Annotated in this window: 15 protein-coding genes; 3 read left to right on the top strand and 12 right to left on the bottom strand. The window is 71.8% G+C overall.

What is annotated here, in order from left to right:
• Nucleotides 1–72: 72 nt before the first annotated feature.
• Entirely contained in the window at nt 73–1,374 is a 1,302-nt protein-coding gene (aceA, locus tag ACH65_RS01315; protein ID WP_049620767.1) for an isocitrate lyase, read from the bottom strand.
• A gap of 39 nt (nt 1,375–1,413) precedes the next feature.
• A complete protein-coding gene (aceB, locus tag ACH65_RS01310; protein ID WP_049620766.1) occupies nt 1,414–3,045 on the bottom strand; it encodes a malate synthase A in 1,632 nt (543 codons plus the stop codon).
• Between the two features lie 123 nt (nt 3,046–3,168).
• Between aceB and ACH65_RS01305 the strand changes: the two genes are divergently transcribed.
• Nucleotides 3,169–4,197, top strand: coding sequence for a LysR family transcriptional regulator (locus tag ACH65_RS01305; protein WP_049620765.1), 1,029 nt, complete (start codon nt 3,169–3,171; stop codon nt 4,195–4,197).
• A 128-nt stretch (nt 4,198–4,325) separates the two neighbouring features.
• On the opposite strand, the gene ACH65_RS01300 is transcribed toward ACH65_RS01305, so the two are convergent.
• The 8 genes from ACH65_RS01300 to ACH65_RS01265 all read right to left on the bottom strand — a co-directional run bounded on the left by ACH65_RS01300 (nt 4,326) and on the right by ACH65_RS01265 (nt 10,199).
• On the bottom strand, nt 4,326–4,958 hold the full coding sequence (locus ACH65_RS01300) for a LysE family translocator (RefSeq protein WP_049620764.1): 633 nt from the start codon (nt 4,956–4,958) through the stop codon (nt 4,326–4,328).
• 15 nt (nt 4,959–4,973) lie between these two features.
• Nucleotides 4,974–5,567: a 1-acyl-sn-glycerol-3-phosphate acyltransferase gene (locus ACH65_RS01295; RefSeq protein ID WP_049620763.1), complete on the bottom strand. Its 594-nt coding sequence runs from the start codon at nt 5,565–5,567 to the stop codon at nt 4,974–4,976.
• On the bottom strand, nt 5,564–5,986 hold the full coding sequence (gene arfB / locus ACH65_RS01290; protein WP_049620762.1) for an alternative ribosome rescue aminoacyl-tRNA hydrolase ArfB: 423 nt from the start codon (nt 5,984–5,986) through the stop codon (nt 5,564–5,566). Before arfB ends, ACH65_RS01295 begins: the two co-directional genes overlap by 4 nt.
• A gap of 219 nt (nt 5,987–6,205) precedes the next feature.
• On the bottom strand, nt 6,206–6,904 hold the full coding sequence (locus ACH65_RS01285; RefSeq protein ID WP_049620761.1) for a pseudouridine synthase: 699 nt from the start codon (nt 6,902–6,904) through the stop codon (nt 6,206–6,208).
• Nucleotides 6,905–7,121: 217 nt separating this feature from the next.
• On the bottom strand, nt 7,122–8,771 hold the full coding sequence (ubiB, locus tag ACH65_RS01280; protein ID WP_049620760.1) for a ubiquinone biosynthesis regulatory protein kinase UbiB: 1,650 nt from the start codon (nt 8,769–8,771) through the stop codon (nt 7,122–7,124).
• Nucleotides 8,768–9,418: a ubiquinone biosynthesis accessory factor UbiJ gene (locus ACH65_RS01275; protein ID WP_049620759.1), complete on the bottom strand. Its 651-nt coding sequence runs from the start codon at nt 9,416–9,418 to the stop codon at nt 8,768–8,770. Before ACH65_RS01275 ends, ubiB begins: the two co-directional genes overlap by 4 nt.
• 70 nt (nt 9,419–9,488) lie before the next feature.
• Complete coding sequence (locus ACH65_RS01270; RefSeq protein WP_049620758.1) at nt 9,489–9,953, bottom strand: tRNA (cytidine(34)-2'-O)-methyltransferase; 465 nt, start codon at nt 9,951–9,953, stop codon at nt 9,489–9,491.
• Nucleotides 9,954–9,989: 36 nt separating this feature from the next.
• On the bottom strand, nt 9,990–10,199 hold the full coding sequence (locus ACH65_RS01265) for a hypothetical protein (RefSeq protein ID WP_049620757.1): 210 nt from the start codon (nt 10,197–10,199) through the stop codon (nt 9,990–9,992).
• Nucleotides 10,200–10,463: 264 nt separating this feature from the next.
• Here ACH65_RS01265 and ACH65_RS01260 point away from each other — a divergent pair, with 264 nt between their 5' ends.
• Together ACH65_RS01260 and ACH65_RS01255 are read left to right on the top strand one after the other, a co-directional pair.
• Entirely contained in the window at nt 10,464–13,346 is a 2,883-nt protein-coding gene (locus ACH65_RS01260) for a M16 family metallopeptidase (protein ID WP_049620756.1), read from the top strand.
• 94 nt (nt 13,347–13,440) lie between these two features.
• Nucleotides 13,441–13,851, top strand: coding sequence for a DUF4156 domain-containing protein (locus ACH65_RS01255; protein ID WP_049620755.1), 411 nt, complete (start codon nt 13,441–13,443; stop codon nt 13,849–13,851).
• A gap of 381 nt (nt 13,852–14,232) precedes the next feature.
• Here the strand turns inward: ACH65_RS01255 and ACH65_RS01250 are convergent, their stop codons facing one another.
• Both ACH65_RS01250 and ACH65_RS01245 read right to left on the bottom strand, forming a co-directional pair.
• Complete coding sequence (locus ACH65_RS01250) at nt 14,233–15,288, bottom strand: aldo/keto reductase (RefSeq protein ID WP_049620754.1); 1,056 nt, start codon at nt 15,286–15,288, stop codon at nt 14,233–14,235.
• A gap of 106 nt (nt 15,289–15,394) precedes the next feature.
• Nucleotides 15,395–16,384 carry an aldo/keto reductase gene (locus ACH65_RS01245; RefSeq protein WP_049620753.1) on the bottom strand — a complete coding sequence of 330 codons (990 nt, stop codon included), beginning with the start codon at nt 16,382–16,384 and terminating at the stop codon, nt 15,395–15,397.
• Nucleotides 16,385–16,428 lie beyond the last annotated feature (44 nt).

Here is a 16,428-nt window from a genome sequence, read left to right as displayed (position 1 = left end):
TGGCGAAGAAGGATCTGCCTGACTCCTCCCCTCCACGCAGGGGAGGGAGCAAGTCGCGGGCTTTGGGCGATCTCAGGCCGCCGAAGCGTGCCGGCCGTGGAACTGCGCCTCCTCGGTGGAACCGGTCAGCGCGGTGGTGGAGGACTGGCCCTGCTGGATCGCCTGCGTCACCTGGTCGAAGTAGCCGGTGCCCACCTCGCGCTGGTGCTTCACCGCGGTGAAGCCGCGCTCGGCGGCGGCGAACTCGCGCTCCTGCAGCTCCACGAAGGCGCTCATCTGGCGGCGGGCGTAGCCGTAGGCCAGGTCGAACATGCCGTAGTTGAGGCTGTGGAAGCCGGCCAGGGTGATGAACTGGAACTTGTAGCCCATGGCGCCCAGCTCCTTCTGGAACTTGGCGATGGTGGCATCGTCCAGGTTCTTCCGCCAGTTGAAGCTGGGCGAGCAGTTGTAGGCCAGCAGCTTGCCCGGGTGTTCCTTGCGGATGGCCTCGGCGAAGGTCTTGGCGTCGGCGAGGTTCGGCACGCTGGTCTCGCACCAGATGAGGTCCGCGTAGGGCGCATAGGCCAGGCCGCGGCTGATCGCCTGGTCGATGCCGGGGCGGGTCCGGAAGAAGCCTTCCACGGTGCGCTCGCCGGTGATGAACGGGCGGTCGTTGGGGTCGACGTCGGCGGTGAGCAGGTCGGCCGCGTCGGCGTCGGTGCGCGCCACCAGCAGGGTGGGCACGCCGCAGACGTCGGCGGCCAGGCGCGCGGCGGTGAGCTTGTCGATCGCCTCGCGGGTGGGCACCAGCACCTTGCCGCCCATGTGGCCGCACTTCTTCACCGCGGCCAGCTGGTCCTCGAAGTGCACGCCGGCGGCGCCGGCCTCGATCATCGCCTTCATCAGCTCGAAGGCGTTGAGCACGCCGCCGAAGCCGGCCTCCGCGTCGGCCACGATGGGCACCAGCCAGTCGGTGCCGTCCTTGCCCTCGGCGTGGTGGATCTGGTCGGCGCGCAGCAGGGTGTTGTTGATGCGCTTGACCACCTGCGGCACCGAGTTGGCCGGGTACAGCGACTGGTCCGGATACATCTCGCCGGCCAGGTTGGCGTCGGCGGCCACCTGCCAGCCGGAGAGGTAGATCGCTTTGAGGCCGGCCTTGACCTGCTGCATGGCCTGGTTGCCGGTGAGCGCGCCCAGCGCGTTGACGAACTCCTCCTCGTGCAGCGACTGCCACAGCCGCTCGGTGCCGTGGCGGGCCAGGCTGTGCTCCACGTGCACGGTGCCGCGCAGCCGCACCACGTCCTCGGCGGTGTAGTGGCGGCGGATGCCGGCCCAGCGCGGGTCGTTCTTCCACTCCAGCGAGATCTGGTCGGCGGTGGGCGTGACGGTCTTCATGGGGGCTTCTCCGGTCGAAGGCGGGAAACGTGCGGTCCGCTAGGCGAGTTGGGCGTAGGCGGGCAGGGTGAGGAAATCGCCGAGCTGGTCGGCATGGGTCAGGCTGGACAGCAGGGCGGCGGCCTCGTCGGCGCGGGCGGCGCCGGGGTGGTCGCTGCCGCGCAGGCGGTGCGTATGGGCGGCCAGCGCCTGGTCGAACAGGGCGAGGTCGATCGGCGCATGGTCGGGGAATTCCAGCGCCTCCCCGGCCGGTGTACCCGGAGCCGGCGCATCGGCGTGATGCAGCCACTGCCACAGCTGGGCGCGGGCGATCTCGGCGGTGGCGGCGTCCTCCATCAGGTGGTGGATCGGCACGCAGCCGAGGCCGTCCAGCCACGCGGCGGTGTAGCGCAGCGCCACCTCCACGTTATTGTCGAAGCCGGCGCGGCTGATCGAGCCGGCGCAGGGACGCAGCAACTCGTCGCGGCTCACAGTCACGTCCTCGCGCAGCACGTGCAGCTGGTTGGGCGTAGGCATGTGCGCGTCGAAGATGTCCCGCGCCACCGGCACCAGCGCCGGATGCGCCACCCAGGTGCCGTCGTGGCCGGCGGTGACCTCGCGCAGCTTGTCGGCGCGCACCTTGGCCAGCGCCGCCGCGTTGGCGGCTTCGTCGCCCTTGATCGGGATCTGCGCCGCCATGCCGCCCATGGCGAAGGCGCCGCGGCGGTGGCAGGTCTTGATCAACAGTTCCGAATACGCCTTCAGGAACGGCACCGTCATCTGCACCTGCCCGCGCTCGGGCAGCAGGCGGTCGCGGTGGGCGCGCAGGGTCTTCAGGTACGAGAAGATGTAGTCCCAGCGGCCGCAGTTGAGGCCCACCGCGCGCTCGCGCAGCGCGTGCAGGATCTCGTCCATCTGGAACGCCGCCGGCAGCGTCTCGATCAGCACGGTGACCTTCATGCAGCCGCGCGGCAGGCCGAGCGCGGCTTCGGCGTGGGCCATCACCGCGTCCCACAGCGCCGCCTCTTCCATGCTCTGCAGTTTGGGCAGGTAGAAGTACGGGCCGCGATCGCGCGCCTGCAGCGCGCGGGCGTTGTGGAAGGCGAACAGGCCGAAGTCGAGCAGGGCGCCGGCCAGCGGCTGGCCGGCCACGGTGAAGTGCTTCTCCGGCAGGTGCCAGCCGCGCGGGCGCACCACCAGCACGGCCGGGTCGGCGGCCACCTGGTAGCGCTTGCCCTCGGGCGAGGTGTAGTCGATGGCGCCCGCGACCGCGTCGCGCAGGTTGACCTGGCCGTCGAGCTGGTTGGCCAGCGTGGGGGCCGAGGAATCCTCGAAGTCGGCCATGAACACCTTGGCGCCCGAGTTGAGCGCGTTGATGATCATCTTGCGGTCCACCGGGCCGGTGATCTCCACGCGCCGGTCCTGCAAGGCGGCGGGGATCGGCGCCACGCGCCAGTCGCCGTCGCGGAGGGCGGCGGTGTCGGCGCGGAAATCGGGCAGTTCGCCGGCGTCGTAGCGGGCCTGGCGCTCGCGGCGCGCTTCCAGCAGCCGGCGGCGCTCGCCGTCGAAGCGGCGGTGCAGGTCGGCCACGAAACCCAGCGCCGCCGGGGTCAGGATCGCGGCATGCGCCGCCGACACGGGGCCATGCACGTCGATGGCGCCGGAAGCGAGCTGTTCCTGGGGTACGGCCATGGTCGATCTCTCCTGTGTCGTGGGATAAAAGCTAGGCCTCGAAGGCAGTGTTTGACAAAGTAAATATTTCAATCCTTGATATTTGGTATATCAATACAATGCCTAACGCATTGAGATGAGACGATGAATTCGGCGGACAAGCCCTCCAAGCGGACCCGCAAGCCACGCCGGCCGGCGACGGCCCGGCGGGAAGCGACGGGCGACATCGCCCGGTATTACTACAAGGGCAACCGTTTCAAACAGTTGCGTGCGTTCGTCAGCACCGTGAAGCTGGGCACGCTGAGCCGGGCCGCCGAGGCGCTGTTCCTGTCCCAGCCTACCGTCAGCCTGCAGATCCAGGCGCTGGAGCGCGAGCTGGGGGCGAACCTGATGGAGCGCCGCGGCCGGCGCATCAACCTCACCGACGCCGGCGAGGCGCTATACGAGCTGGCGCGGCCGCTGGTGGAGGGCTGGGAGAGCCTGGACCACGATTTCCAGACCCGGGTGAAGGGGCTGAGCGCCGGCCGCCTGACCATCGCCGCCGGCGCCTCCACCATCCAGTACCTGCTGCCGGCGCTGGTGCGCCGCTACCGCGAGCGCTTCCCGGCCGTGCAATTGCAGCTGGCCAATGTCACCGGCAAGGACGGCCTGGCGATGCTGCGCGCGGACGAGGCGGATTTCGCCGTGGGCTCGATGCTGGACGTGCCCAACGACATCGCCTGGGCGCCGGTCTACCACTACGACCCGCTGCTGATCATGCCGCCGGACCACCCGCTGGCGCGCAAGGAGACGGTGACGCTGGAGGATCTCTCGCCCTACGGCCTGATCCTGCCGCCGCAGCGCCTGTCCACCTACCGCCTGGTGGACCTGGTGTTCCAGCGCCAGCAGGTGCCCTACAAGGTGGCGATCGAGGTGGGCGGCTGGGAGGTGATCAAGGAGTACGTGGCGATGGGCTTGGGCGTCTCCATCGTCACCAGCATCTGCATCACCGAGGCCGACCGCGGGCGGCTCGCGGTGCGCAACATGCGCGCCTACTTCCCCCAGCGCAGCTACGGCGTGGTGATGCGCAAGGGCAAGGTGCTGAGCCGCGAGGCCAAGGCCTTCGTCGACCTGGTGCAGCCGGGCCTGCTGACCTACCGCGATTACGACGAGACCGGGCACTCCGAGCGCTGAGTAGTGGCTAGACGCGGGCAAATACCTCCGGCGTAATTACGGCCAGGCGGTCGGCGGGCCGACGGGGCTCGACGGCACCGAGGGCTGAGCGCGGCAGGACGGGGTTCGCCGCGCGCGGCGAGTGCGGCTCAGGCCGGACGCTGCAAGCCCAGCCGCACGCCGAAGCCGAGCAGCACCGCGCCGCAGCCGCGATCCATCCAGGCCCCCAGGCGCGGGCGCGCGGCCAGCAGGCGGTGGATGTGTCCGCCGAGCAGGGCCAGCACCATCGCCCACGCCAGGCCGGTGCCGATGAAGCTCAGCCCGAGCAGCAGCAGGCCGAGCTGCGGATGTGCCGCGGCCGGCGCGATGAACTGCGGCAGGAAGGCGAGATAGAACAGCGCCACCTTCGGGTTCAGCGCATTGGTGAGCAGGCCCTGGCGGAAGGCGGCGGCGAAGCCCTGGCCGCGCGTGGCGGTGTCGGCGCGCCCGCCGTCGCCGCACGCGAAGAGCATGCGCAGGCCGATCCAGATCAGGTAGGCGGCGCCCAGGTACTTGAGCACGGCGAAGGCGGTGGCCGAGGCGGCCAGCAGCGCCGAGACGCCGAGCGCGGCGGCCAGCGTGTGCACGAGGCAGCCGCTGCAGATGCCCAGCGCTGCGCCCACGCCCACGCCGCGGCCCTCGCGGCCGCTGCGGGCGAGGATGTAGAAGGTGTCGAGACCGGGTGTGAGGTTGAGCGCCGCGCAGGCGAGCAGGAAGGCGCCGTAGTGCTGGATGCCGAACATGGGTGAACGCCGGGATCAATCCACGCCGCGGTGCTTGCCGCGGTAGGGTGCGAACAGCGCGCGGATGCGTTCGAGGTCGCTGTCCGGATCGTCGCCGACGTGCTGCAGCGGGCCGAGGGTGAAGGTCTTGCTGGGGTAGTCGATGAACACCGGCAGGATCGGCACGGCGGCCGCCTGCGCGATGCGCAGGAAGCCGGTCTTCCACTGCGTTACGCGCTTGCGCGTGCCTTCCGGCGTGATGCCCAGCCACATTGCCGAGTGGCCGTCGAAGCGCTGCACCATCTGGCCGACCACGTTGATCGGCGCCTTGCGGTCGATCGGGATCATGCCGATGGGCTTGAGGATCAGGCCCAGCGGCCCGTCCAGCACCTCGCGCTTGATCATGATGTTGATGTCCAGGCCCAGCGCCACCTTGAACAGCAGCCCCCACACGCCGTCCCAGTAGGAGGAATGCGGCGCGCCGATCACCACCAGCTTGGGCTCGTCGGGCAGTGTGCCGAGCAGCCGCCAGCCGGCCAGGCGCAGCAGGCCGCGCGCGAGGCGCGCGCCGAGTCGGCTGCCGCGTCGCGGGGCCCGCGGCGGCGTGGCCGGCAGGAACAGTTGGCTCATTCGTGGCTCCAGTGGCGCGAACGCCCCTGCTTGAGTTGGCCGCGCTTCTGCTTGCCGGCCAGGCGGCGTTCCTTGGAGGCGCGGGTGGGCTTGGTGGCGAGGCGCGGCTTCGGCGCCGCCAGGGCGCCGCGGATGATCTCCACCAGGCGCTCGCGCGCATCCTCGCGGTTGCGGCCCTGGTCGCGGAAGCGGCGGGCCTGGATCACCAGCACGCCCTCGTCGGTGAGGCGGCGGTCGCGGCGGGCGAGCAGCCGCTCGCGCACCGCCTCGGGCAGCGAGGGCGAATGCGCCACGTCGAAGCGCAGTTCGACCGCGCTTTCGGTGCGATTGACGTGCTGGCCGCCGGGACCGTCGGCGCGCAGGAAGCGCTCGGTCAGCTCGGACTCGGGCAGGACGATGGTGCGGCTGACGGTGAGCATCCGGGGATTTTAGCGGGCCGGAGCGGTCCGCGTCGTTGCAGGGCAGCGCAGTGCCGGAAGCGGCGCGGGTCCGGGCTTGGACGTCGTGCCAGGAAAGCATCGCATCCCTGCCCGCTATGCCGGCGCAGGCTGGTATCCGGTGCGCGCGGTCGCAAGGCGGCGCGCGCACCGCCTCGCCGCGTCCGGGCGCGCGAGGTCGATGGGCGCCTCGTGGCGCACTCAGTCCGGCAGCGCCCAGCCGAAGCGTTCGAGCAGCGCGCGGAAGGGCGCGTCCAGCGGCGCCTCCAGGTGCAGCGGTGCGCCGCTCACCGGATGGCGCAGGTTCAGCCGCCAGGCGTGCAGCAGCATGCGGTGGCAGCCGAAGTGCTGCTTGTACAGCCGGTTGTGGTCGCCGCGGCCGTGCTGGCTGTCGCCCACGATGGGATGGTGGATGTGCGCGAAGTGCTTGCGGATCTGCCGGAAGCGGCCGGTCTCCGGCTCGGCCAGCATCAGCGCGTAGCGCTGCTGCGGGTAGCGGCCGAGCGGGATCGGCACCTCCACCGTGGCGAGCCGGCGGTAGCGCGTGCGCGCCTCGCGCCGCGGGCCGGTCTCGCGCGAGCCGGGCAGCGGGTAGTCGATCAGCCCCTCGGCCGGCTCCGGCCAGCCGCGCACCACCGCGAGGTACTGCTTGCTCACTGCGCGCCCCATGAACTGCTCGCCCAGCGCGCCGGCGATGGCGGCGTCGCGCGCCACCAGCAGCACGCCGCTGGTGGGCTGGTCGAGGCGGTGGGCGAGGTGGAGCGGGCCGCCCACCTGCTCGCGCAGCAGGTCGATCAGGTAGGCCTCGGCGCGGCCGACCAGCTTCGAGCGATGCACGGGCACGCCGGCGGGCTTGTTCACCGCGAGCAGGGCGTCGTCCTGGTGGAGGATCTCGATCATGGGCGTGTCGGTCTTGGCGGTGGGGACGGGGCCGTGCGGATAGGTCGCGGTGGTGCGCGGCCTGGCCTTCGCCCACCGCCGCGCTTCGTAGGGGCGCGCCTGCGCGCGGCTGCTTTCGATCTCCCTATCGGCCAGGGCCCATCGTCGCGAAGCGGCGAGGAGCGGTCGCGCGCAAGCGTGCTCCTACACAACGGCGAGCTGCGGGCGGAGGATGTTTCTACCGCCGCCGCGGCCAGGCCAGGGCGAAGGCCAGCACGCCGCCGGTGGCCGCCGCCAGCGGCGGCCACGCGCCGTGTTGCGGGGCGAGCGTCCACAGCAGCGCCGCGCCGAGCAGCAGGCTGCCGCCGAGCAGGCCGCTGGCGAGCTGGCGGCGCAGCCGCAGGCCGGCCTCGGCGACCAGGGCGAGCTGCAGCGGGTCGGCGATCTCGCGCCGCGTGCCCTGCGCGGCCTGCCGCAGCGCGTCGCGCACCAGTTCGGGGAACTGCGGCGCGGCGTGGAACCATTCGGGCAGCCGGCGGCGGATCTCCTTCAGCGTGCGGCGCGGGCTGTAGCGCTCGCGCAGGATGCGCTTGAGCACCGGGTGCGCCACCGCCCAGATGTCGATCTGCGGATCGAGCATGCGGCCCACGCCCTCGATGTTGAGCAGGGTCTTCTGCAGCAGGATCAATTGCGGCTGCAGGGTCAGCTCGAAGCGGCGCGCGGTCTGGAACAGCTTGACCACCAGCTCGGCCAGCGAGATCTGCGACAGCGGGCGGGTGAAGTAGGGCTCGCACACCGTGCGCACCGCCGCCTCCAGCTCGTCCAGGCGGATGCTCGCGGGCATCCAGCCCGCGTCCACGTGCAGCTGGGCGATGCGCGCGTAGTCGCGCTCGAACAGGGCGATGAAGTTCTGCGCCAGCCAGTACTGGTCGGCCTCGGGCAGCGAGCCCATGATGCCGAAATCGAGCGCGATGAAGCGCGGCTCGACGGGGTTCGCCACGTCCACCCAGATGTTGCCGGGGTGCGCGTCGGCGTGGAAGAAGTTGTCGCGGAACACCTGCTCGTAGAACACCCGCACGCCCTTGGCGGCGAGCGCCCGGCGGTCGATGCCGGCGGCGTCGATGGCGGCGATGTCGTCGCAGCTCACCCCGTACACGCGCTCGAGGGTGAGCACGCGGTCGCTGGTGAGCGTCCAGTGCACCGCCGGCACGTAGAGGTCCGTGCCGCTCTCGAAATTGCGCCGGAGCAGGCTGGCGCTGGCGCCTTCGCGCTGCAGGTCCAGCTCGTTGCCGAGCATCTTCTCGACTTCGGCCACCACGTCGAGCGGGCGGATCTTGTCCGCGTTGGGGTGCCAGCGCTGCACCAGCTCGCCCAGCGCGCGCAGCAGCGACACGTCGCGGGCGATCTGCCGCTCGATGCCCGGGCGCAGCACCTTCACCACCACCGCGCTGCCGTCGCGCAGGCTGGCGGCGTGCACCTGGGCGATCGAGGCGGAGGCGAGCGGCGTCTCGTCGAAGCTCGCGTAGAGCGCGGCCACCGGCGCCTTCAGTTCGCGCTCGACGATGGCGCGGGCTTCGGCGCCAGGGAAGGGCGGCACCTGGTCCTGCAGCAGGGCCAGCTCGTCGGCGATGTCGTCGGGCACCAGGTCGCGGCGGGTGGAGAGCACCTGGCCGGCCTTGACGAAGATCGGCCCCAGCTCGGTCAGCGCGTGGCGCAGGCGCTCGCCGCGCGACAGCGCGCGCGCGCCGGGGCGCGGCCGCCCGAACAGCGGGCGCAGCAGCTTGAGCGGGCGGTACAGGTGGCTGGCCTCGACGAAATCGTCGAGCCGCCAGGCGAGCAGGATCGAGGCCACCCGCAGCAGGCGGGGCGCCGTCTTCAGCGGCGTCACGCGCGGGCTCCCCGCAGGCGCCGCTCCAGCCGCGCGAGGCGCGCCTCGAGCCGCTCGCTGCGCTCGCGCAGCGCGTCGACGCCGTCGAGGAAAGCCTCCACTTCGCCGTGCGCGGGCGCGAGCCGCGCCTCGTCGCGCAGCCAGTCGGCGCCGTCCTCGGCGAGATGGCGGCCGCTTTCCTTCGCGTGCGTCAGCGCCTCGCGCACGGCGCGCGCCAGCGGTACGCCAAGCACGTCGCCGAAGCTGCGCGCGAAGGCTTCCTCGAAGTCGGGCGCGAACTGGCTGGCCAGCTTCTCCAGCCGGCGCGCGAGGTCGGCGTCGCCGGCGATCTCCACCTTGCCCGGCGCGGTGGCCTCCTCGCCGCGGCGCAGCGCCATCGCCAGCAGGCTGCCGGGGCTGGCCGCCACGCGCAGCGCGCTGTCCTCCTGCGGCGGGCCGACGCGCAGGCGGCCCGCTTCCACGCGCACCGTCAGCGCCAGCTCCGGGCCGCGCAGGTGCAGCTGCACGCTGCGGCCGTCCAGGGCGGCGAGGCGCTGCCGGGTGTCGGGGTCGAGCGTGAGCACGTGGTCGAGCGCGCGTTCCAGCGCGCGGCCGGCGAGCTGGCGCAGCGGCCTGGGCAGCCAGGCATTGGGGGCGGGGGCATTCATCCGGGCGATTGTAGCGGGGGCATCCCGCAGCCGGGGCATCGATCGGTGCCCCGGCCTCGCCGGCCGGCGCCTACGCCGCGCCGTCGAAGCCGAGCTGCCGCCACGCCTCGTACACCGCCACCGCCACGCTGTTGGAGAGGTTGAGGCTGCGGCTGCCCGCGCGCATCGGCAGGCGCAGCCGCTGCGGCGGCGGGATCGCCTCGAGCACCTCGGTCGGCAGGCCGGCGGTCTCGCAGCCGAACAGCAGCGCGTCGCCGTCGGCGTAGCGCACGTCCACGTGGCGCGCCGTGCCGCGGGTGGAGAAGGCGAACACGCGCGGGCGGCCGAGCGCGCCGAGGCAGGCGTCCAGCGTGTCGTGCACCGCCACGCGGGCGAACTCGTGGTAGTCCAGGCCGGCGCGGCGCAGGCGGGCGTCGTCCAGCGCGAAGCCGAGCGGGCGCACCAGATGCAGTGCGGCGCCGGTGTTGGCGCACAGGCGGATCACGTTGCCGGTGTTGGGCGGGATTTCCGGGCGGAACAGGATGACGTGCAGCATCCGCCGATTATCGGCCGGATCGCCACCCCGGAGCGATCACCCCACATGCCGCGGGCACACCACGCCGTCGGGCGGCAGCATGCACCCGCCCGGCGCGGCCAGCAGCAGGCCCAGGTTGGCGCCCTTTGTCGCGCCGGCCAACTGCACCGCTTGCGGCGTGGCGGTCAGCATCGAGCCGAGGATCAGGCCGCTCACCAGCAGGCAGGCGACGAACAGGCCGTGCAGCAGGAAGGTCTCGAATTTCATGGTCGTTCTCCGTGTTGGATGTGGGATTCCCGCACGACCACTTTCGCAAGCCGCGTGCCAGCCAGTGAGTGGCATGCAACCGGTTGATTCGCTGACAGTTGTCAGATGGCGGCCGGCGCGCACCGGTTGTCCGCGGACGGCCGGCGGGCAGGGCCGGACAGGCCGGCGGACGGCCGCCGGCGCGCTCGCACCGTGCCATTGGTCATTTGCGACCGGCGGACGCGACCGCGTAGCCTCGGCGGACCCGACGTCCAGGAGGACAGCATGATCCGACCGCTCGCCCTGCTCATCGCAGGCGTCCTTGGCGCCAGTGCCGGCGCGATGCCGGCGCTGGCGGAAGCGCCGCCGGCTTCCGCCGCCGCGATTCCCGACATCGCCTACACCCGCTTCACCCTGCCCAACGGCCTCACCGTGGTGGTGCACGAGGACCACAAGGCGCCGGTGGTGGCGGTGAGCATCTGGTACCACATCGGTTCGGCCGACGAGCCGAAGGGCAAGACCGGTTTCGCGCACCTGTTCGAGCACCTGATGTTCTCCGGCTCGGAGAACCACAAGGGCACCTACTTCCAGCCGTTCGAGCGCGCCGGCGCCACCGACATGGACGGCACTACCTGGTTCGACCGCACCAACTACTTCGAGACCGTGCCCACCACCGCGCTCGACATGGCGCTGTGGATGGAGTCCGACCGCATGGGCCACCTGCTCGGCGCGATCGGCCAGAAGGAGCTCGACACCCAGCGCGGCGTGGTGCAGAACGAGAAGCGCCAGGGCGAGAACCGCCCCTACGGGCGCGTGGACCAGAACATCCTCTCCAACACCTACCCGGGCAACCACCCCTACCAGCACGACACCATCGGCTCGATGGCGGACCTGGACGCCGCCTCGCTGGCGGACGTGAAGCTGTGGTTCCACGACAACTACGGCGCCGCCAACACCACCCTGGTGCTGGCCGGCGACATCACCGTGGCCGAGGCGCGCGCCAAGGCCGAGAAGTACTTCGGCGACATCCCCGCCGGCCCGCCGGTGGCGCACCAGCGGCCGTGGATCACCCCGCTGGCCAGGTCCGCCCGCGGCGTGCAGCACGACCACGTGGCGCAGCCGCGCATCATCCGCACCTGGGTGGTGCCGCAGCTGGGCAGCGACGACGCCATCCAGCTCGACCTCGCCACCACCGTGCTCGGCGGCGGCAAGACCTCGCGGCTGTACCAGCGGCTGGTGTACCGGGACAAATTGGTGGACGACGTCTCCGCCAGCATCGCGCCGTTCGCGCTGGCCAGCCAGGTGCAGATCCAGGCCGACGTGAAGCAGGGCGTGGAGTCGGCGAAGGTCGAGGCGGCCATCGCGGACGAACTGAAGAAGTTCCTCGCCGAAGGGCCGACCCAGGACGAGCTGGACCGCGCCAAGGTCGCCAACCGCGCCGCTTTCGTGCGCGGGCTGGAGAAGGTGGGCGGCTTCGGCGGCAAGGCGGTGATCCTGGCCGAGGGGCAGGTCTACCGCGGCGATCCGGGCGCCTACAAGAAGGACCTGGCGCGGGCGCAGGCGGCCACCGTGGCCAGCGTCAAGGCGGCGTCCGACACCTGGCTCGGCAAGGGCGACTACACGCTCACCGTGCTGCCCGCCGGCCCCGGCTTCAACCCGGAGGCCGAGGACAAGGCGGTGGCCGCGCTGGGCGATGCCGCCGGCAAGCCGAGCCCGGTGCCGCCGCCGGCGCACACCTACGTGGCGGCGCCGAACGCGGTGGACCGCAGCCAGGGCGTGCCCGAGGTCGATCAGTTTCCGAGCTTGAGCTTTCCCGCGCTCCAGCGCGGCAAGCTCAAGAACGGCATCGAGGTGGTGCTGGCCGAGCGCCACACCATTCCGGTGACCCAGGTGCAACTGGTGTTCGACGCCGGCTACGCGGCCGACCAGGGCCGCAAGCTCGGCACCGCCAGTTTCACCGCGGCGCTGATGAACGAGAGCACCAGGGACCTGGATTCGGTGGACGTGTCCAAGCGCAAGCAGCGCCTGGGCGCGATCACCGACGTGGGCTGCGGGCTGGACACCTGCAGCGCCTCGCTCGACGCGCTCAACGACCAGCTGCAGCCCTCGCTGGCGCTGTTCGCCGACATCGTGCGCAACCCGGCGTTCAAGGCCGCCGACATCGATCGCATCCGCGGCCAGTGGCTGGCCGGCATCGCGCAGGAGAAGACCCAGCCCACCGGCCTCGCCCTGCGCACGCTGCCGCCGCTGCTCTACGGCGCGGGCCACGCCTACGGCATCCCGTTCACCGGCTCGGGCACGGAGGCGGAGATCAAGGCGCTCGGCGCGGCCGACCTCGCCGCCTTCCAGCAGAGCTGGCTGCGGCCGGACAACGTGAAGATCCTGGTCGCCGGCGATACCACGCTCGCCAAGATCGTGCCGCAGCTGGACGCCGCCTTCGGCGACTGGAAAGCACCGGCCGGCGCCGGCGCGGTGCCGAAGAAGAACCTCGCCGCGGTGGCCGCGCAGCCCAGGCCGCGGGTGTACCTGATCGACCGGCCGGACGCGCCGCAGTCGCTGATCCTGGCCGGCCTGCTGGCGCCCTCCACCAAGGCGCCGGACAACCTCGCCATCGGCGTCGCCAACGGCGCCTTCGGCGGCACCTTCACCTCGCGCCTCAACATGAACCTGCGCGAGGACAAGCGCTGGGCCTATGGCGCGGGCAGCATGCTGCGCGATGCGCTCGGCCAGCGGCCGTTCCTGTTCTACGCGCCGGTGCAGACCGACAAGACCGCGCCGTCGGCGGCCGAGGTGCTGAAGGAGGCGCGCGCGGTGATCGGCGAGAAGCCGCTCACCGAGGCCGAGATCGCCAAGATCAAGGACCAGCGCATCCGCGCCCTGCCGGGCAGCTTCGAGACCACCTCCGCGGTGCTCGCCGCGGTGAACGGCATCGTGCTGTACGACCGCCCCGACGACTACGTGCAGACGCTCAAGGCCAGGCTCGAAGGCGTGGGCCAGCCGGCGGCGGAAGCGGCGATCCGCGAGATCGTGAAGCCCGACGCCATGACCTGGGTGATCGTGGGCGACCTCAAGCAGATCGAGGCGCCGGTGCGCGCGCTCAAGCTCGGCACGGTCGAGGTGCTCGACGCCGACGGCAAGCCGGTGGCGGCGAAGGCGACCGGGAAGTAAGGCGGCGTTCGGGACGCCCGCGCGTCCCCGCGCTAGCATGGGGCCGGTCCGGCATGGGCCGGCCCTTCTTCATTCGTCCATCGCGGAGCTTTCCATGCGCAAGACCCTGCTGTTGCTCGTTCCCACCGTGCTGCTCGGCGCCTGCACCTGGGGCATCACGCTCGACGAGGCGGGCCGGCGCGTGCGTACCGCCTGGGGCGGCGACGTCTCCGCCTGCCGCGACATGGGCAAAGTCACCGTCTCGGTGATGAGCCGGGTGGGCCCGGTCGACCGCAACGACATCAAGGTGCGCGACGAACTGGAAGTGATGGCCCGCAACGAGGCCGCCAAGCTCGGCGCCGACACCATCAAGCCGCTGGCCGAGCCCAGCGAGGGCTCGCAGCCGTGGGGCGCCTACCAGTGCGGCGCCCGCGGCGCGCCGGCGCCGGCCCGCACCACCGCGCCGGCCGGCCAGGGCTCGACGCCACCCTCGGGCGGGACGCAGACGTTCCCGGTCAAGGGGTGAGCGGTCCCCGTTCGAAGATGAAAGAGGCGCCTGCGTGGCGCCTTTTTCGTGCCGGCGCGGGGGCGTTGCGGGTCGCTAAGGCCGGGCGGATCGCGCGGTCTGCATGCTTGCGTTGGCGTTGCCTATTGGCGTTGGCTCCCTCTCCCCGCCGGGGTGAGGGCGCTACGGAGCGCAAGCTTCCTTCTTCTACGCTCCGTCGGGCCCCTCATCCGCCTGCCGGCACCTTCTCCCCGGTGGGGAGAGGGTTCCATGCCTGGAGGGTGCGGTGGGCGCGGCGTGGCGGGGCGCGGTGGCGCGTCGGGCATGGGCGAAGGGTCTCGTGCCGAGGGCAAATGTCCATGCCTAGACGCGCGGCGCGGGCGGCCGGTTGACCGCGCGCGTTCAGCCCGCCACGTGCGGGCCGAGCAGGGCGAGGTCGGCCTCGCTCAGGCGGTCCTTGGCGGTGTTGAGCTGGTGCCAGTAGGGGTAGAGCACCGGCGGCGCGCTGACCTCGTCGAGCGTGCGGCGCTCCGCCTCGCTGAGCTTCAGGTCGGCGGCGGCGAGGTTGTCCTTGAACTGCGCCTCGGTGCGCCCGCCCACCACCAGCGACACCACGCCGGGCCGGCCGAGCAGCCAGGCCAGCGCCACCTGGGCGGCGGAGACGCCGCGCGCGCCGGCGATCGCCACCAGCGCCTCGACGATGCGCCACAGGCGTTCCTCGTCGCGGATCGGCGGCTCGTTCCAGCCGGCCAGCTTGCGGCTGCCCTCGGGCGACTGCGCGTCGCGGCGGTACTTGCCTGAGAGCAGGCCGCCGGCCAGCGGGCTCCACACCAGCACGCCCACGCCCTGGTCCACCGCGATCGGCAGCAGCTCGTACTCGGCCTCGCGCGCCTCCAGCGTGTAGTGGATCTGCTGGCTCACGAAGCGCTGGTAGTGCTCGCGCTCGCTGATGCCCAGCGCCTTCATCAGGTGCCAGCCGGAGTAGTTGGAGCAGCCGAGGTAGCGCACCTTGCCCTGGCGCACCAGGCTGTCGAGCGCCTCCAGCGTTTCCTCCAGCGGCGTGAGGCCGTCCCACTCGTGCACCTGGTAGAGGTCGATCACGTCGGTGCGCAGGCGCTTCAAGCTCGCCTCGCAGGCGCGCACCAGGTGGTGACGCGAGAGGCCGCGGTCGTTGGGGCCGGGGCCCATCGGGAAGCGCGCCTTGCTGGCGATCAGCACCTGCTGGCGCTTGTCGCCCAGGGCCTGGCCGATGATCTCCTCGGAGGCGCCGCTGGAGTAGACGTCGGCGGTGTCGAGCAGGTTCACGCCGGCGTCCAGGCACAGGTCGATCTGGCGGCGCGCCTCCTCGATGCCCACGTTGCCGACCTTGGCGAAGGCGCCCTGGCCGCCCATGGTCATGGTGCCCATGGTGAGGGTAGAGACTTTGAGGCCGGAGCGGCCGAGCAGGCGGTATTCCATGGCGGGGGATCCTTGTTGGGGCCGGGAGTCGGGAATGGTGGGGCGGGAATAGGGGCGTTCGCTACGGACGTCTGGACGTCCGTAGCGAACGAGTCCGACGCGCGCCTTAGAGCGGCGGCGCCATGAACGCCGGCGACACCGGTTCGGGCACGTGGCGGGCGAGGATGGCGTCGATCTCGGCCAGCGCCGCCGCGTCGAGCTGCCAGCCGTCCACGCCGTCCACGGCGTCGAGCTGGTCCGGGCGGCGCGCGCCCCACAGCGCGATGGTCGGGCCCTGCGCCAGCACCCAGCGCACGGCCAGCGCCAGCACGCTCTTGCCGTAGCGTTGCCGGGCCAGCGTCGCCAGTTCCTCCACCGCGGCAAGGTAGTGCGGCAGGTGTTCGGGCTGGAACTTGGGGTCCAGCTTGCGCAGGTCGTCGCCCTCGAAGACGGTGTCGGCGCGGATGCGGCCGGAGAGCAGGCCGCGGCACAGCGCGCCATAGCACAGCAGCACCAGATCGTGCTGCTTCGCGTAGGGCAGCACGTCGGCCTCGATCTCGCGTTCGAACAGGTTGTAGGGCGGCTGCGCGGCCACCAGCGGGGCGGCGCCGCGGAAGGTGTCCATCTGCTCGGGCGAGAAGTTGCTGACGCCGATCGCGCGGATCTTGCCGGCGCGATGCAGGTCTTCCAGCGCGCGGGCGGTGTCCTCCAGTGGCGTGCGCGGGTCGGGCCAGTGGATCTGGTAGAGGTCGATCACGTCGGTTTGCAGGCGGCGCAGCGAATCCTCCACCTCCTGGCGCAGGCGCGCGGGGCTGGAGTCGCGGAAGGGCGGCTTGTCCGGTCCGTCGCGGAAGGTGAGGCCGGCCTTGGTGGCGATCTGCGCCTGCGCGCGGCGGCCGCCCTGGGCCAGCGCCTTGCCCACGATCTCCTCCGAGCGGCCCTGGCCGTAGGCCGGCGCGGTGTCGATCAAGCTGATGCCGCGCTCCAGCGCGGCGTGGATGGTGGCGATGGATGCCGCCTCGTCGGTGCCGCCCCACATCCAGCCGCCGATGGCCCAGGTGCCCAGGCCGATGCGCGAACTCGTGATGCCGCTGTTACCCCATTCGATCTGTTCCAACGTCGACTCCTTCAAAGCCTGTGTCGTGAGCATTGCGGGCCGGT

Source organism: Frateuria defendens (genome assembly GCF_001182895.1).
Classification (GTDB): domain Bacteria; phylum Pseudomonadota; class Gammaproteobacteria; order Xanthomonadales; family Rhodanobacteraceae; genus Frateuria_B; species Frateuria_B defendens.
Note: the sequence above shows the minus strand (reverse complement) of the source record. Positions and strands in the feature narration are given on the sequence as shown.

Coding starts and splice junctions, on each gene's coding strand:
- ACH65_RS01305 (WP_049620765.1), top strand. CDS start 3,169: ATGAATTCGGCGGACAAGCCCTCCAAGCGGACCCGCAAGCCACGCCGG.
- ACH65_RS01275 (WP_049620759.1), bottom strand. CDS start 9,418: ATGAATGCCCCCGCCCCCAATGCCTGGCTGCCCAGGCCGCTGCGCCAG.
- ACH65_RS01265 (WP_049620757.1), bottom strand. CDS start 10,199: ATGAAATTCGAGACCTTCCTGCTGCACGGCCTGTTCGTCGCCTGCCTG.
- ACH65_RS01255 (WP_049620755.1), top strand. CDS start 13,441: ATGCGCAAGACCCTGCTGTTGCTCGTTCCCACCGTGCTGCTCGGCGCC.
- ACH65_RS01285 (WP_049620761.1), bottom strand. CDS start 6,904: ATGATCGAGATCCTCCACCAGGACGACGCCCTGCTCGCGGTGAACAAG.
- ACH65_RS01295 (WP_049620763.1), bottom strand. CDS start 5,567: ATGAGCCAACTGTTCCTGCCGGCCACGCCGCCGCGGGCCCCGCGACGC.
- ACH65_RS01270 (WP_049620758.1), bottom strand. CDS start 9,953: ATGCTGCACGTCATCCTGTTCCGCCCGGAAATCCCGCCCAACACCGGC.
- ACH65_RS01300 (WP_049620764.1), bottom strand. CDS start 4,958: ATGTTCGGCATCCAGCACTACGGCGCCTTCCTGCTCGCCTGCGCGGCG.
- arfB (WP_049620762.1), bottom strand. CDS start 5,986: ATGCTCACCGTCAGCCGCACCATCGTCCTGCCCGAGTCCGAGCTGACC.
- ACH65_RS01260 (WP_049620756.1), top strand. CDS start 10,464: ATGATCCGACCGCTCGCCCTGCTCATCGCAGGCGTCCTTGGCGCCAGT.
- aceB (WP_049620766.1), bottom strand. CDS start 3,045: ATGGCCGTACCCCAGGAACAGCTCGCTTCCGGCGCCATCGACGTGCAT.
- aceA (WP_049620767.1), bottom strand. CDS start 1,374: ATGAAGACCGTCACGCCCACCGCCGACCAGATCTCGCTGGAGTGGAAG.
- ACH65_RS01250 (WP_049620754.1), bottom strand. CDS start 15,288: ATGGAATACCGCCTGCTCGGCCGCTCCGGCCTCAAAGTCTCTACCCTC.